General features: G+C 70.7%; 17 protein-coding genes. 8 read left to right on the forward strand and 9 right to left on the reverse strand.

Annotated elements, in window-relative coordinates:
- Positions 1 to 75 precede the first annotated feature (75 nt).
- Entirely contained in the window at positions 76 to 474 is a 399-nt protein-coding gene (locus tag ASE25_RS02100) for a nuclear transport factor 2 family protein (protein ID WP_056822387.1), read from the reverse strand.
- Between the two features lie 135 nt (positions 475 to 609).
- Here ASE25_RS02100 and ASE25_RS02105 point away from each other — a divergent pair, with 135 nt between their 5' ends.
- The 5 genes from ASE25_RS02105 (at position 610) to pstB (ending at position 5,817) form a co-directional block, all read left to right on the forward strand.
- Positions 610 to 1,557: an NUDIX hydrolase gene (locus ASE25_RS02105; protein WP_056823761.1), complete on the forward strand. Its 948-nt coding sequence runs from the start codon at positions 610 to 612 to the stop codon at positions 1,555 to 1,557.
- 259 nt (positions 1,558 to 1,816) lie between these two features.
- Positions 1,817 to 2,938 (forward strand): phosphate ABC transporter substrate-binding protein PstS, encoded by a 1,122-nt coding sequence (gene pstS / locus ASE25_RS02110; RefSeq protein ID WP_056771675.1) that lies wholly within the window; start codon positions 1,817 to 1,819, stop codon positions 2,936 to 2,938.
- A gap of 112 nt (positions 2,939 to 3,050) precedes the next feature.
- Entirely contained in the window at positions 3,051 to 4,058 is a 1,008-nt protein-coding gene (pstC, locus tag ASE25_RS02115; protein WP_056822391.1) for a phosphate ABC transporter permease subunit PstC, read from the forward strand.
- On the forward strand, positions 4,055 to 5,020 hold the full coding sequence (pstA, locus tag ASE25_RS02120) for a phosphate ABC transporter permease PstA (RefSeq protein WP_056771680.1): 966 nt from the start codon (positions 4,055 to 4,057) through the stop codon (positions 5,018 to 5,020). Before pstC ends, pstA begins: the two co-directional genes overlap by 4 nt.
- Before the next feature lie 20 nt (positions 5,021 to 5,040).
- On the forward strand, positions 5,041 to 5,817 hold the full coding sequence (gene pstB, locus ASE25_RS02125; RefSeq protein WP_020145738.1) for a phosphate ABC transporter ATP-binding protein PstB: 777 nt from the start codon (positions 5,041 to 5,043) through the stop codon (positions 5,815 to 5,817).
- 132 nt (positions 5,818 to 5,949) lie between these two features.
- Here pstB and ASE25_RS02130 read toward each other — a convergent pair whose 3' ends face one another.
- From ASE25_RS02130 to ASE25_RS02145, 4 genes are all read right to left on the reverse strand, one after another.
- Complete coding sequence (locus ASE25_RS02130; protein WP_056771687.1) at positions 5,950 to 6,954, reverse strand: inorganic phosphate transporter; 1,005 nt, start codon at positions 6,952 to 6,954, stop codon at positions 5,950 to 5,952.
- 7 nt (positions 6,955 to 6,961) lie between these two features.
- A complete protein-coding gene (locus ASE25_RS02135; protein WP_056771690.1) occupies positions 6,962 to 7,582 on the reverse strand; it encodes a DUF47 domain-containing protein in 621 nt (206 codons plus the stop codon).
- A gap of 172 nt (positions 7,583 to 7,754) precedes the next feature.
- Positions 7,755 to 7,955 carry a hypothetical protein gene (locus ASE25_RS02140; RefSeq protein ID WP_056822393.1) on the reverse strand — a complete coding sequence of 67 codons (201 nt, stop codon included), beginning with the start codon at positions 7,953 to 7,955 and terminating at the stop codon, positions 7,755 to 7,757.
- 260 nt (positions 7,956 to 8,215) lie between these two features.
- Entirely contained in the window at positions 8,216 to 8,827 is a 612-nt protein-coding gene (locus ASE25_RS02145; protein ID WP_056771694.1) for a hypothetical protein, read from the reverse strand.
- A gap of 222 nt (positions 8,828 to 9,049) precedes the next feature.
- On the opposite strand from ASE25_RS02145, the gene ASE25_RS02150 reads away from it, so the two are divergent.
- Positions 9,050 to 9,730, forward strand: coding sequence for a hypothetical protein (locus ASE25_RS02150; protein ID WP_235508501.1), 681 nt, complete (start codon positions 9,050 to 9,052; stop codon positions 9,728 to 9,730).
- Here ASE25_RS02150 and ASE25_RS02155 read toward each other — a convergent pair.
- The 3 genes from ASE25_RS02155 to ASE25_RS02165 are packed head-to-tail and all read right to left on the reverse strand — an operon-like array spanning position 9,723 to position 12,579.
- Positions 9,723 to 10,343: an LUD domain-containing protein gene (locus ASE25_RS02155; RefSeq protein ID WP_056822396.1), complete on the reverse strand. Its 621-nt coding sequence runs from the start codon at positions 10,341 to 10,343 to the stop codon at positions 9,723 to 9,725. The genes ASE25_RS02150 and ASE25_RS02155 overlap by 8 nt on opposite strands.
- Complete coding sequence (locus ASE25_RS02160; protein ID WP_056822397.1) at positions 10,340 to 11,830, reverse strand: lactate utilization protein B; 1,491 nt, start codon at positions 11,828 to 11,830, stop codon at positions 10,340 to 10,342. The genes ASE25_RS02155 and ASE25_RS02160 overlap by 4 nt, the downstream gene beginning before the upstream one ends.
- Positions 11,827 to 12,579, reverse strand: coding sequence for a (Fe-S)-binding protein (locus ASE25_RS02165; protein WP_056822399.1), 753 nt, complete (start codon positions 12,577 to 12,579; stop codon positions 11,827 to 11,829). Before ASE25_RS02165 ends, ASE25_RS02160 begins: the two co-directional genes overlap by 4 nt.
- A gap of 84 nt (positions 12,580 to 12,663) precedes the next feature.
- Between ASE25_RS02165 and ASE25_RS02170 the strand changes: the two genes are divergently transcribed.
- On the forward strand, positions 12,664 to 12,978 hold the full coding sequence (locus tag ASE25_RS02170) for a pyridoxamine 5'-phosphate oxidase family protein (protein ID WP_157623290.1): 315 nt from the start codon (positions 12,664 to 12,666) through the stop codon (positions 12,976 to 12,978).
- A 125-nt stretch (positions 12,979 to 13,103) separates the two neighbouring features.
- Positions 13,104 to 13,892, forward strand: coding sequence for a sigma-70 family RNA polymerase sigma factor (locus tag ASE25_RS02175; protein WP_056771706.1), 789 nt, complete (start codon positions 13,104 to 13,106; stop codon positions 13,890 to 13,892).
- A gap of 94 nt (positions 13,893 to 13,986) precedes the next feature.
- Here ASE25_RS02175 and ASE25_RS02180 read toward each other — a convergent pair whose 3' ends face one another.
- Positions 13,987 to 14,508, reverse strand: a complete 522-nt coding sequence (locus tag ASE25_RS02180) for a YbhB/YbcL family Raf kinase inhibitor-like protein (protein WP_056822401.1) — start codon at positions 14,506 to 14,508, stop codon at positions 13,987 to 13,989.
- Positions 14,509 to 14,555: the final 47 nt, after the last annotated feature.

The raw sequence follows: 14,555 nt of genomic DNA on the forward strand, positions 1-14,555 counted from the left end.
ACCTCTGGCTCGACGGCTCGACGGCGCGACGGCTCGGGAGTCAGCCCGCGTGGCTGTGCAGATCCGGCGCGCCGCTCAGCCGGTCACGGTGTCACCGTGGCGATGGGCGACGCGCCACTGGCCGTCCTCGAGTCGGTACACCTGTGTCGCTCGCAGGGTGTATGTCCGCGGCTGCCCGTCGACGGAGGCCGACGTGTGCTCGAAGCCTGCGGTGTAGGCCATGTCGCCCGTCACGTCGTGTGCGACGAGCTCGAACGCGTACGACGTGCAGTCGGAGAACGACCTGCCGAGCGAGGCAAACAGCTCGTCGAGCTCTTGCTGCCCCCGTGCATTCCCCCAGGCACCGAGCACGCTCACCGGCTCTCGGCGCGACCACAGCGCCCGTCTGGGCGTGGGGTCGCCGTGGTGCAGGGCCACCTCGGCGTCGTACAGCTCGGTCTTCACCCACGTCAGAAAGTCGTCGTCGTCGCTCATCCATCCATGATGCGCCGGCCGCGCGCCAGGGCGCCGCGCCTTGTCCGCCTCAAGGACCTGCTGGGCCGACGCGCGTACGGGCGGGTTGTGGCGCTCGGGGCGCCCAGCGCCCCGGCATCAGGCAGACTGGCGCGCGTGGCCTCAGTGATCCCCGCCGCCGGCACGCTGCCCTGGCGGCGTCGCGACGGACGTCTCGAGGTCGCCCTCGTGCATCGCCCGAAGTACGACGACTGGTCCTGGGCCAAGGGCAAGCTCGACCCCGGCGAGCATCCCTGCGTCGCGGCGGCCCGCGAGACCCTCGAGGAGACCGGACTCGTCGTGCGCCTCGGCGTCCCGCTGCCCTCGGCCGAGTATCCCGTCCTCGACCCGACCGGCGGCCCGGCCACGAAGCAGGTGCACTACTGGTCGGCCCGCGTCACCGGCGGCACCGGCGCGCTCGAGCACGAGATCGACGAGGTCGCCTGGGTCGATGTGCGCACGGCACACGACCGGCTCGACTACGCCCGCGACCGTGAGCAGCTGCTCGCCCTCGTGCGCGCCGAGCGTGCCGACGAGCTGCGCACGTGGCCGCTCGTGTTCGTCCGGCACGCCAAGGCGACACCGCGGGGCAAGTGGCAGGGCGACGACCGGCGACGGCCGCTCGACGCCGTGGGGCGCGCCCAGGCGGGCACCGTCGCCGCCGTGCTCGGGGCCTACGGCGTCACCCGTGTCGTCTCGTCGTCGTCCGCGCGCTGCGTCTCGACCGTCGAGCCGTATGCCGCCGGGCGGGGACTGCGCCTGCGCACCCGTGACGTACTGTCCGAGGAGGGCTTCGCGGAGAGCCAGGTCGGGGCCGTCGGCCAGGTGCAGCGTCTGCTCGAGCGCGGTGACCCGGCCGCGCTCTGCAGCCACGGGCCCGTGCTGCCGACCCTCCTGGGCCTGCTCCACACCCGAGTCGCGCACTCCCTGGAGCACGTCGGCGTCGCGGAGCTGCTGCACGCCGCGGCGGAGGAGGCCATGCACAAGGGCGAGGTGCTCGTCTGCCACCTCGTCGGGCGAGGAGAGGACGCGCGCGTCGTCGACGTCGAGCGCATCGACACCTGACGCGCCGGCCGGAGCTCGGGACCCCTCTCGGCCCGTTTCGGGCCTGCCGAATCCTTCATCGTCGGTCGGCCCGGGCCGCCCCGCATCTCGAGCCGGCACCGCACCCCAAGACGTCGCCCCGCGTTCACCCTGCGTTAACCGCACGTGGACGACTCGTCATCCGGCCCACCTATGTTCGCGGTGGATCAACGTCCAGCAACGTCGCTCGGATCTGACCGAACGACCACCCAGGTACACCCCATCGAGAGGGATCACACTCGTGTCTGTTTCGCGTATCAGCGCTCTCGGCGCCATCGCCCTGTCCGGCGCTCTTGCGCTCTCGGCCTGCGCGTCCGAGAACAACGGCGCCACCCCCGGTGCCGGCTCGACCGCTGCTGGCTCGACCGCCGCCGGCGACTGCTTCAGCGGCGACCTCAAGGCCGAGGGCTCCTCGGCCCAGAAGAACGCCATCGACGAGGCCATCAAGGCGTACCAGACGGCCTGCGCCGACGCCAACATCGACTACCAGCCCACCGGCTCCGGTGCCGGCATCAAGCAGTTCATCGCCAAGCAGGTCGACTTCGCCGGGTCCGACTCGGCGCTCAAGACCGAACCCAAGGACGGCAAGATCGAGGCCGACGACGCCAAGGCGTCCTGCGGCACCGAGGCCTGGAACCTGCCCATGGTCACCGGCCCCATCGCGATCGCCTACAACGTCAAGGGCGTCGACAAGCTCGTGCTCAACGCCGAGGTGGCCGCGAAGATCTTCGACGGCAAGATCACGACCTGGAACGACCCGGCCATCGCCGCGCTCAACAAGGGCGTCACGCTTCCCGCGACGCCGATCAAGGTCTTCTTCCGCTCCGACGAGTCGGGCACGACCGAGAACTTCACGAAGTACCTCAAGGCCGCCGCTCCCGACGCCTGGTCCTACGAGACCGGCAAGAAGTGGACCGGCAAGGGCGAGGGCAAGGAGAAGTCGGCCGGTGTCGCCACCGCGACGAAGGGCCAGGACGGCGGCATCACGTACGTCGAGCTCTCCTACGCCCAGCAGAACCAGCTCCCCATGGCCCAGATCGACACGGGTTCCGGTCCCGTCGAACTGACCGCCGAGTCGGCCGGCAAGACGATCGCCACGGCCAAGCAGACGGGCATGGGCAACAACCTCGCACTCAAGATCGACTACGCCACGAAGGAGGCCGGGGCCTACCCGATCGTCCTCGTGACCTACGAGATCGTCTGCTCGAAGTACGCCGACGCCGAGACGGGCAAGAAGGTCAAGAGCTTCCTCAAGACCTTCGCCTCGGACGAGGTCCAGAAGGGCCTCGAGGCCAAGGGCTACGCTCCGCTGCCGACCGAGGTCGCGACCAAGGTCCAGGCCGCGGTCGACGCGATCTCCTGAACCGCCTGACCCGGCCGGAGCGATCCGGCAGGGTCGTCCACGCAGGGGTGGGCGCCACACTCGGCGCCCGCCCCTGTGCCAGTGCCCCGCAACCGAAGGAAGAGGCCTCCACGTGTCGACAGTGACGGGTGCGTCCGCCGCGGACCAGACTCCCGGGCCCGACGGGCGCCGACCCCTGCAGGCAGACCAGGCCTCCACCGGTCGCGTCGGCGACCGGCTCTTCGGCGGAGCCGCCACCGTCTCCGGCGTCCTCGTCATCGTCCTCGTGTCCCTCATCGCGATCTTCCTCATCGTCCAGGCCGTGCCTGCGCTGATGGACAACTCGGCGAACTTCTTCACGAGCCGCGTCTGGGCGCCGGGTGGTGATCAGCCCGCCTTCGGCATCCTCGAGTTCCTCTGGACGACGGTGACCGCCTCGACGATCGCCATGGCACTGTCGGTCCCCGTCGGCGTCGCGGTCGCGCTCTTCCTGACGCAGTACGCCCCGTCGTGGATGCGGCGGCCCGCAGCGGGCCTCGTCGACCTGCTCGCCGCCGTGCCCTCGATCGTCTACGGCCTCTGGGGCCTCATCGCCTTCGCGCCCGTGTTCAAGCCGGTGCAGTCCTTCATCCAGGACAAGCTCGGCTGGTTCCCGCTCTTCGCGCCGACCGGCATCAGCGGCGGGACCATCTGCTTCATCGGCGTCGTCCTCGCCATCATGGTCCTGCCCATCGTCACGGCGCTCTCGCGCGAGGTCTTCGACCAGACGCCGACGGCCCACAAGGAGGGCGCTCTCGCGCTGGGCGCGACCCAGTGGGAGATGATCCGCACAGCCGTGCTGCCCTTCGGCCGACCCGGCGTCATCTCCGCGTCGATGCTGGCCCTGGGCCGAGCCCTCGGCGAGACGATCGCCGTCACGTTCCTCGTGTCGGCCCTCGCCGACGGCAACCCGTGGTCGTGGTCGCTCTTCAACGGCGGCGAGACCTTCGCGTCGAAGATCGCGAACAACGCCTCGGAGTTCAGCAACCCGAACAAGACCGGTGCCTACATCGCCGCCGGGCTCGTCCTCTTCGTGCTGACCTTCGTCGTCAACAGCATCGCCCGCGTGGTCATCGAGCGCAGGAAGGCCTTCACCGAATGAGCACCGCCACCGACCGCCGCGTCCCCGACGACCAGGTCGTCCCCGGGGAGACGTCGACGCCACCCGGCGGCCGTTCGGGCCGGGAGGCCCTGTCCGAGATGAGCAACCCCCACCGGGCTCGCGCCGTCAAGGACGTCGTCGCCAAGGTCGTCATGTGGGCCGCCTTCTTCCTCGCCATGGTCCCGCTCGTGTGGATCCTCGGCACGGTCGTCGCCAAGGGCTTCCACATGCTCACGACGGCGACGTGGTGGACCGGCAACCAGCGCAACATCAACTCCGACGACTTCGGTGGCGGAGCGCGGCACGCGATCGAGGGCACCCTCCAGATGGTCGGCTTCACCGCCCTCATCGCCGTGCCCATCGGCATCCTCACCGCCGTCTACCTCGTCGAGTACGGCCGCGGGCGCCTCGCCAAGGCGATCAGCTTCACGGTCGACATCCTCTCGGGCGTCCCGTCCATCGTCGCGGCGCTGTTCATCTACGCCGTGTGGGTGACCGCCTTCGGCTTCAGCCGCTCGGGGTTCGCCGCTGCGCTCGCGCTCGTGCTGCTCATGATCCCGGTCATCGTGCGGTCCACCGAGGAGATGCTCAAGCTCGTGCCCAACGAGCTGCGGGAGGCGGCGTACGCCCTCGGCGTGCCCAAGTGGGCCACGGTCGTCAAGATCGTGCTGCGCACGGCGTTCTCCGGCATCGTCACCGGAGTGCTCCTCGGCATCGCCCGCGTCATGGGTGAGACGGCGCCACTGCTGATCCTCGCCCCGTACACGAAGAACTTCCAGCGCGACCTGTTCAACGGCAACTTCCCGACGCTGCCGATGATGATCAACCAGGACCGCGGCGACTTCGCGCTCGCGACCGCGGCCGAGCGGATGTGGGGCGCGGCCCTCACGCTCATCCTGCTCGTCCTGCTCCTCAACGTCATCGGCCGTGTCATTGCGCACTTCGGCGCCGTCAAGAAGTAAGAGAAAGCGATACCTGAACGATGGCTAAGCGAATCGACGTCACCGACCTCAACGTCTACTACGGCTCCTTCAAGGCCGTCGAGGGCGTCTCGATGACGGTCGAGCCCCGTTCCGTCACGGCCTTCATCGGGCCGTCCGGCTGCGGCAAGTCGACCTTCCTGCGCACCCTCAACCGGATGCACGAGGTGATCCCCGGCGGTCGCGTCGAGGGCAAGGTCATGCTCGACGACCAGGACCTCTACGCCAGCTCGATGGACCCCGTGACCGTGCGGCGCACGGTCGGCATGGTCTTCCAGCGGCCGAACCCCTTCCCGACGATGTCGATCTACGACAACGTCGCGGCGGGCCTGCGGCTCAACGGTGTCAAGAACAAGAAGACCCTCGACGGCATCGTCGAGCAGTCGCTCAAGGGAGCGAACCTCTGGACCGAGGTCAAGGACCGCCTGAGCAAGCCGGGTGCCGGCCTCTCCGGAGGCCAGCAGCAGCGCCTGTGCATCGCCCGGGCGATCGCCGTGCAGCCGCAGGTGCTCCTCATGGACGAGCCGTGCTCGGCCCTCGACCCGATCTCGACGCTCGCCATCGAGGACCTCGTCAACGAGCTGAAGAACGACTTCACGATCGTCATCGTCACGCACAACATGCAGCAGGCGGCGCGCGTGTCCGACCGCACGGCCTTCTTCAACCTCAAGGCCACCGGGGAGCCGGGTCGGCTCGTCGAGATCGACGACACGACGCGGATCTTCAACAACCCGACCGAGCAGGCCACCGAGGACTACATCTCCGGCCGCTTCGGCTGAGCCGCGGGACCACCGGCCCGCTCAGTGGACCGGTCCACGCACGAGAGTGCCCACCTGACCGTCGAGGTCAGGTGGGCACTGTCGTATGCCGTGGGCGCGGTCGTGTGCCGTGGGCGCGGTCGCGCGCGGCGGTCAGCGGAAGATCGAGCTGGCGTACCAGGCGAGGACGGCGACGAGACCGGCGCCGGGGAAGGTGAGCACCCACGCGCCGACGATGTTGCCGGCCACGCTCCACCGCACGGCCGAGAGACGCTTGGTCGCACCGACACCCATGATCGCCGAGGTGATGGTGTGCGTCGTCGAGATCGGGGCACCGAGTGCGAGACCCGCGACGTAGAGGATCGAGGCCGCCGTCGTCTCGGCCGCGAACCCCTGGGGCGGCGTGAGGTCGATGATGCGCCGCCCCAGCGTGCGCATGATGCGCCAGCCACCGGCATACGTGCCCGCGGAGATCACGAGGGCCGACAGCACGAGGACCCAGATCGGGACGGTGGTGCTGTTGTGGTAGCCAGAGATGTTGAGGGCGAGCAGCACGACACCGGCGGTCTTGGCGGCATCCTGGAGGCCGTGCCCGAAGGCCATCGCGGCAGCGGACGCGGTCTGCGCCAGACGGAAGCCGCGCGTGACCCGGCCCGGGTTGGCGTTGCGGAAGATCCAGAAGATGGCCGTCATGAAGAGGTAGCCGACGACGAGCCCGATGAGTGGTGAGGCGATCATCGGGATGATGACCTTCTCCCAGATGACGGCCCACTTCACGGCGACGCCGGCCACGAGCGCGGCGCCAGCGAGACCGCCGATGAGGGCGTGCGACGAGGACGAGGGTAGGCCGAACCACCAGGTGAGCAGGTTCCAGCCGATGGCGCCGATGAGGGCTGCGGCGACGAGCCAGAGCCCGTCGACGCCCTCGGGCTGCTCGATGATGCCCGAGCCGATGGTCGCTGCCACCTTGGAGCCGAAGAAGGCCCCGAAGAGGTTGGCGATGGCGGCCATGGCAAGCGCCACGCGAGGCGTCAGGGCCCGGGTCGAGACCGAGGTCGCGATCGCGTTGGCAGCGTCGTGGAAGCCGTTGGTGTAGTTGAAGCCCATGGCCAGTGCGATGACCGCAGCGACCCCGAGGACGGGGATGGTGGTGTCCATCAGCGGGTCAGGACTCCTTGACCGCGATGCCCTCGACCACGTGGGCGACCTTCTCGAACGCGTCGGCGGCGTTCTCGAAGCCGTCGACGATGGCCTTGACCTTGATCACGTTGACCGGGTCGGGCGAGTTGTTGAAGAGGGCGGCCACCATCTTGCGGTGGAGGGAGTCGGCCTGGTTCTCGAGACGGTTGATCTCGATCCAGTAGCTCTTGAGGTCCTTCATCGAGCGCAGGCGCGGCATCGCCTCGGCGGTCACCTCGGCCATGCGCGCCAGGATCTCGAACTGCTCGGCAAGACCCTCGGGGATCTCACCCATGCGGTAGAGCACGATGAGGTCGGCGGTCTCCTCGATGTAGTCCATGCAGTCGTCGAGCGACGCGGCGAGGTTGTGGATGTCCTCGCGGTCGAAGGGCGTGATGAACGAGCTGTTGACCTTGTTGATGAGCTCGTGCGTCGCGTCGTCGGCTGCGTGCTCGAGGTCCTTGAGTCGGTCAGCCACCGCCTGCCGCTTGGCGGGCTCCACCTCGAGGAAGCGGGTCAGCTCCCGGGTCGCCTCGACGAGGAGTTGGGCGGAAGAGGTGAAGAGGGAGAAAAAGCTCGTGTCCTGGGGTGTGAGGCGAAAACCCACGGGGGCGCTCCGGTCGATCGAGGTCTGGTCCGGGGAAGATGCTACGGCGTAGAAGTCACTCCGGCGCAACCCGGCGTCGATCCGGTGTTCATCCGGACCTGCCTGGCTGCGGCCGGGGCGACGAGCCGGGAGCATGCCGCAGCATCCGGTCGTGCGTGCGGACGGGAACGAGTCACTCCGCCGGCGGCGTCTGCGGGACGTCCGACGGGGTGCCGGAGACGTCACCCGGGATGCCGAGGAGCTCGTCGACCTCGTCGGGAGTGAAGTGACGCGGGCTGGAGGATGCAGCCACCACGAGGTCGCTCACGAGCTCGATCTCGTCGGCGAGTGCGACATCGAGCAGGTCACCGGACCGCTCCTCCTCGGGCGTCATGGGTCCAATCTAGGCGTCTGCCTGGTGGTCGGTGGGGCGAAGGCCCAAACGAGATGGGGGCGTGACCCCTTGCGGTGGACCGACGCCGAGCGTGCTCGGGCGAGGAGGTTGCGTCGGGTCGGGAGCGCCTCTCGGCACAGGGCCGCTCGTAGCGGCTGAATTTGGGACCCGGGGCTACCGCGACCCGACGCGCGTCAAGGATAAAGCCGCCCGAACGGATCACCAAAGAGGTGCGGGCGCAAGACCCGTCGGTCGCCGGCTCAGTCGAGCGCGTCGGCGCGCCACAGGCGAGCGCAGACGGTGAGGTCCTCGGCCATGACGAGGACGTTGGCCGCCTGCTCGGCGGACTCGTCGCCCGACGAGATGTCGGCGCGACCGGCGGAGACGACGCGGCAGAACGCCGAGGCCCGCTCGAGTGCGACGGCGAGGTCGCCCTCGAAGACGCCGCGCAGCACCTCGTCGATGACGCGACCCATCTCCTGGGGTCCGGGAGGCTCGGCGGCACCGGCCACGGCGTGGTTGGGGCCGGTGAAACGGATGCCGGCGGCATACTCCCGGCTCGCCTCGTCGGGCGCCCGCTGCACCCATTCACGGAGCACGTAGAGGCGCCACAGCGCGCCCGGGAGGGAGCGGGCCGGGCGCTGGGACCACAGCTCGGCGAGGGTCGACAGGCCGATGTCGTCGACGAGTGCGACGAGCTTCTGCGTCACGGCGGGGTCGGACGCCGCGCGTCCGGCGTGGACGAGCGCGAGGGCCGTCTCGTGGGCGACGTGGATCTGCTCGGTGGGGTCGTAGGCAGGACCGTGCGCCTCGAGGGCCGCCTCGCTGAAGAAGGCGGGCCGCCTGGGGGCGCGGTGGTCGCTCTCACTCATCCCAGCAGGCTAACCCCCGGCACCCACGGCGCCGGTCTGGCACGCTGCGCTCGTGAGCTCCCTCATGCCGCGCCTCGACCGCGTCACCCGCACGTTCTGGCGCACGACGGGGCGGCCGTCGAGCTGGCGGGCGCGCAGGCCTGGCTGGACGCGCCGGTCCACGACGGTGCCGTCGTCGGCGACGCGTGGCTGGCGAGCGCCGCGGCACGGTGGGGCGGCGAGGTGCGCGAGGACGTCGACGGCGCCGGCCTGCTCCCCGACCTGGGCGTGCTCGACGGGCCGGGCTTCCGCGCCGCAGCCCTGCATCCCGACGTCCGCGACTTCTACGAGCACACGTCGCGCTGGCGGATGGAGGTGTGGACGCAGTGGACCGCGGCCTTCCAGCCCGGCGGCGAGCTCGTGTCGCGCTTCTTCGGTCGACGCGTCCAGCAGCTGGCGCTGCCCATGCGCCCCCTCGACGTCGCCCACGGGATGGACAGCCGGGTCGCCGTCATCTCCGACGACAGCGGTCGGCAGCGGGCCGCCGGCTGGATCCGCTCGTTGCGCTCGACCGGCGAGTACGTCTACAGCGGGTGCTACGCGAGCCGGGTGCTGCCGGGCGCCGACCGCCCGAGCGTCCACGTGACCTTCCCGCTCGAGGCCGGCAACGTGCAGGTGTTCCTGCGCCCCACGGCCCTCCCGGACGGGTCGCTGCAGCTGGACTCGCCCCCGGGGCCGTTCGGCAGCGACGGCGCGTACGTCCTGGTCACCGACGACCGCCGCGCCCACGCCTCGCGGGCGCCCGTCCACGAGCGCTTCCGCGTCTACGTCGACGGCGAGGGCGTTCTCCGCACCGACCACGAGCTGAGGATGTGGTCGGCCACCGCGGTTCGCCTGCACTACAAGCTGACCCGCGTCAGCTGACACCGTCAGCCGGGAGCATGCCGTCTGCCCCGCTGACGAGGACGACGTGGAGGGTGCGCGGGCCATGGACGCCCTCGACGCGGCTCAGCTCGATGTCGCTCGTCGCCGAGGGCCCGCTGATCCACGTCGTCGGGCGTGACGGGTCGAGTCGCCTGAAGGCGGCCGGGACGTCGTCGACGACCTGGTCGGCGCGGACGACACAGACGTGGAGGTCGGGCACCAGCGTCAGCACCCGCCGCCCCTCCCCCGGCCCGTGCGAGAGGACGATCGTCCCCGTCGTCGCGATCGCGACGGTCGCCGTGGTGACCACGGCCGTCGTCGCGTCGAGGTCCGCCGCGCTGAGGGCCGCGTCCGGGACCGCGCCGGGGACGGCATACGGCATCCCGTCGGGGACGACGACGGTGGCGCCCTCGGGAAGGGCTGCCTCGATGGCGGCGTCGACACCGTCCGGGCCGCACCGCACGACGGTGGCGCGATAGTCGGCCACCCGATCGGCGAAGAGGTCGACGTCACCGTCGCGCTCGGGCCGGTCGAGCGCCGGGACGTCGACGGGACGCCGCGCCGACGCGATGGCGTCGCGGACCGCACCGAGGATCTCGTCGCGGGCGCTCACCGCCTGCCGCCGTCGGTGCGCTTCCACCAGGCGCGGAACGACTCCGCGGGCGGCGCGGGCAGGTCGCGCGCGTCGGTCCATGCGGCGCCGGGGCCGGGCAGGCGACCGAGGAGCCGTCGGCCACCGGCGCGCCTGTCACGACGAGCGATCCGCGAGATCGCGTCGTGGGCTCGACCGGCCAGGCCCGAGGCACGCTCGGCTGCGGCGAGACGCTCCCCGGACCCGAAGGTTGCGGCGGCCGCGCGCATGGCAAGGGCTTCGGGCTTGGGGACCCCCGACCGGTGGGTGTCGACGACCTGGGCTCGCAGGTCGACGAGGACGCTGGGGATGTCGATCCGCACGGGGCACGCCTCGAAGCACGCACCGCAGAGCGACGAGGCATACGGCAGGGAGTCGGTCTGGTCGTCGTGGCCGACGCCCTTGAGGAGCGGGTTGAGGATGGCGCCGATGGGGCCGGGGTAGACGGAGCCGTAGGCGTGGCCGCCGGTGCGCTCGTAGACAGGGCACACGTTGAGGCAGGCGGAGCACCGGATGCAGCGCAGCGCCTGGCGGCCGACCTCGTCGGCGAGCGCGCGCGTGCGGCCGTTGTCGAGGAGGACGACGTGGACCTCCTGCGGCCCGTCGCCGGGCGTCACCCCGGACCACGTCGAGGTGTAGGGGTTCATCCGCTCCCCCGTCGACGAGCGCGGCAGCAGGGTGAGGAAGACGTCGAGGTCGGTCCACGTGGGGACGACCTTCTCGATGCCGACGACCGACACGAGCACCTCGGGGAGGGTCAGGCACATGCGGCCGTTGCCCTCGGACTCGACGACGACGAGGGTGCCCGAGTCGGCGACGGCGAAGTTGGCGCCGCTGACGCCGACCTTCGCGCGGAGGAACTTCTCGCGCAGGTGCAGGCGGGCCGCCTCGGCCAGGCGGGCCGGGTCGTCGGTGAGGTCGGCCGGGGCGGCCCGGCCGACGCGGCCCATCTCGCGCTCGAAGACGGCGCGGATCTCTGCTCGGTTGCGGTGGATGGCGGGCACGAGGATGTGGCTCGGGAGGTCGTCGCCCAGCTGGACGATGAGCTCGGCGAGGTCGGTCTCCCACGCCGAGATCCCTTGTGCCGCAAGGTACTCGTTGAGCTCGACCTCCTGCGTCGCCATCGACTTGACCTTGACCACCTCGTCGACCCCGTGGGCCCGGGCGACCTGCGCCACGACCTCGGACGCCTCCTCGGCGGTGCGTGCCCAGTGCACGCTGGCGCCTCGTGCGGTGAGTGACTCCTCGAGCCGGACGAGGTGCTCGTCGAGGTGGAGCAGGACGTCGTCCTTGATCGCGGCGGCCCGGAGGCGCAGCGCCTCCCAGTCGTCGACCTCGGCGACGACGGCCGCGCGCTTGGCCCGGATCGTCGTCGTCGCGTGGGCGAGGTTGGCCCGCAGCTGCGTGTCGGCGAGGGCGGCGCGAGCGGCGGTGGGGAACGGCGGCATACCGACGAAGGTGCGGCTCATCGGGCGCCCCCGTGCGTCACGCCCTCCGTCGAGGCGAGCACCTCGGCGAGGTGCATGACGCGGACCCCGGCTCGTTGCCGCGTCAGCAGGCCACCGATGTGCATGAGGCACGAGCTGTCGCCGGCGACGAGGACCTCTGCTCCCGACTCACGCACGTGCCGAGCCTTGTCGGCGCCCATGGCGACGGAGGTGTCGGCGTTCTTGAGCGCGAAGGTGCCTCCGAAGCCGCAGCACTCCTCGGCCAGCGGGAGGTCGAGGAGCCGGAGGCCGCGCACCGCGCGCAGCAACCGCTCGGGGCGGTCACCGACGTTGAGCATCCGCAGCGAGTGGCACGTCGGGTGGTACGTGACGGAGTGCGGGAAGGAGGCGCCGACGTCGTCCACCCCGAGGTCGTCGACGAGGAACTCGGACAGCTCACGCACCCGCGGCGAGATCTCGGCGACGGCGGCCACGAGGCCCTCGTCGCCCGAACGGCGCGCGACGATCGAGTGCTGGTGGCGGGCAGAACCGGCGCAGGACCCGGACGGCGTGACGATCGCGTCGTAGCCCTCGAACGCCCGCACGAAGGTGCGCACGACCGGGACGGCCTCGTCGAGGTAGCCCGTGTTGACCATCGGCTGGCCGCAACAGGTCTGGGCCGCGGGGAACTCGACGTCGACGCCCAGACGGCGCAGCAGCGTCACGACGGCCTTGCCGGCGTCCGGGAACATCGCGTCGTTGAGGCAGGTCACCATCAACGCCACGCGCATACCCACACCCTCGCACAGCGCAGGTGGACGATGAGGTGAGTCGTCCGCGCCACCTGGGCGCGGACCCGGACGGTGGAGGTCGTCATGAGCGTCAAGGTGGAGCTGTCGGAGCTGGGCGAGGCAATGGGGCACCACGACTACGCGTTCCTCGTGTGTCTCGGCGAGGAGCGGCCGCACGTGCTCGGGGTGCGGCCACGCCTCGACGGCGACCGTCTGCTCGTCGACCGCATCGGCTCGACGGCCACGCGCCTCGTCGGCGAGCACCGCGGCGTCACGTTCGTCTTCCCGCCGCGGGAGGCCGGCGACCGGTCGCTCCTCGTCGACGGCACGGTCACCGATATCGGGGACGGAGAGCTCGTCGTGACGCCCGAGGGAGCCGTGCTCCACCGCCCCGCCTGAGGGTCTGCCCCGCCCGGTCCGGCCGGGCTGATCTGTTCAGCCCTTGTGCAATGTTGAGACTTTGTCTAAGGTTCCTCACGTCGGTCAAGCAAGCGCCGCCACCCACATCCCTGGATGGAGCAGACATGACCGACCCTTCGCGCGGTCCCCGCAAGGACGCCCGCACCCGTGACCTCATCACCACCGTCCGCACCTCGCACTCCGAGACCGAGAAGGCGCAGGCCCTCGAGACGGTGACCCGGCTGCACATGCCACTGGCCCGGTCCCTCGCCCACCGCTACGCCGGGAAGGGCCTCGACCGGGATGACCTCGAACAGGTCGCATTCCTCGCTCTGCTCAAGGCGATCCAGCGTTTCGACCTCTCCCAGGCGACCGAGTTCGGCGCCTACGCGACGCCCACCATCACCGGTGAGCTGCGCCGCCACTTCCGCGACCACGGCTGGCTCGTCCGGCCCCCGCGCGGCCTGCAGGAGCGGCGCCAGCTCGTCACCGACGCCCGCACGCGCCTCGAGCAGACGCTCGGGCACGAGCCCACCCAGGACGACCTCGCCACGGCTCTCGAGCTGACCCTCGAGCAGGTCAAGGAGGCGCAGGTCGCCTCGACAAACCTTCGGCCGGCCTCGCTCGACGCCACCACGACCGAGGGCGGCCGTCCGGTTCTCGACCTCGTCGACGCCCGCGCGGAGCACCACTCGGACCCGAGCCTTGACGACGGGATCGTCGTGCGGACAGCGCTCAAGCGGCTGCCCCCGCGCGACCAGGAGATCGTCGAGCTGCGCTTCGCACACGACATGACGCAGGCCGAGATCGCCCAGACCATGGGCCTCAGCGCCATGCAGGTGAGCCGGCTGCTGCGTCGGGTCCTCGCCGAGCTGCGCGGCCACCTCGAGTCCGCGGAGCTCATGAGCGCCTGACGGGCGGACCTCCCGGTCCCGGAGTACGCAGCACGCAGCCCGCACCGCAGACGACGGCGGTGCGGGCTGCGCCGTCGTCCGGCGCCGCTGGGCGTCAGTGCTGGTAGGTGCCGTGGATGACGGCTCGGGCGAGCGTCTTGAAGGCGAGGTTGAACGAGACGACGGCCGGTGACGCCGAGTCGTCGACGCCGAGCGCGGGCTCCGAGACGGCGTGGACGACGAAGAAGTAGCGGTGCGGCATGTCTCCCTCGGGCGGGGCTGCGCCCATGAAGGCCGCCTCACCACCGTCGTTGCGCACGTGGAATGCCTTGCCCGGCAAGGCTGCCGACGCCGCACCCGTGTCGAGCGAGGTGACGTCGGCGGGCACGTCGACCAGCACCCAGTGCCAGAAGCCCGACGGGGTGGGGGCATCAGGGTCGAAGCAGGTCACGACGTAGCTCTGCGTCCCTTCCGGCGCACCGCTCCACGACAGCTGCGGTGACGTGTTGCCCTCGGCGGCCACCTGCTCGTCCTCGAGGGGCTGCCCGTCGGCGACGTCGGTGCTCGTCACCGTGAAGGAGGGCACCTGCGGCAGCAGGTCGTACGGGTTCGGGGCGACCGGTCGGTCCAGGCTCATGCGGTCCTCCTGCTCAGTCGTTGACGTCTGCACCATACCCACCGAGT

This window comes from Terrabacter sp. Root85 (assembly GCF_001429185.1).
GTDB lineage: Bacteria > Actinomycetota > Actinomycetes > Actinomycetales > Dermatophilaceae > Terrabacter.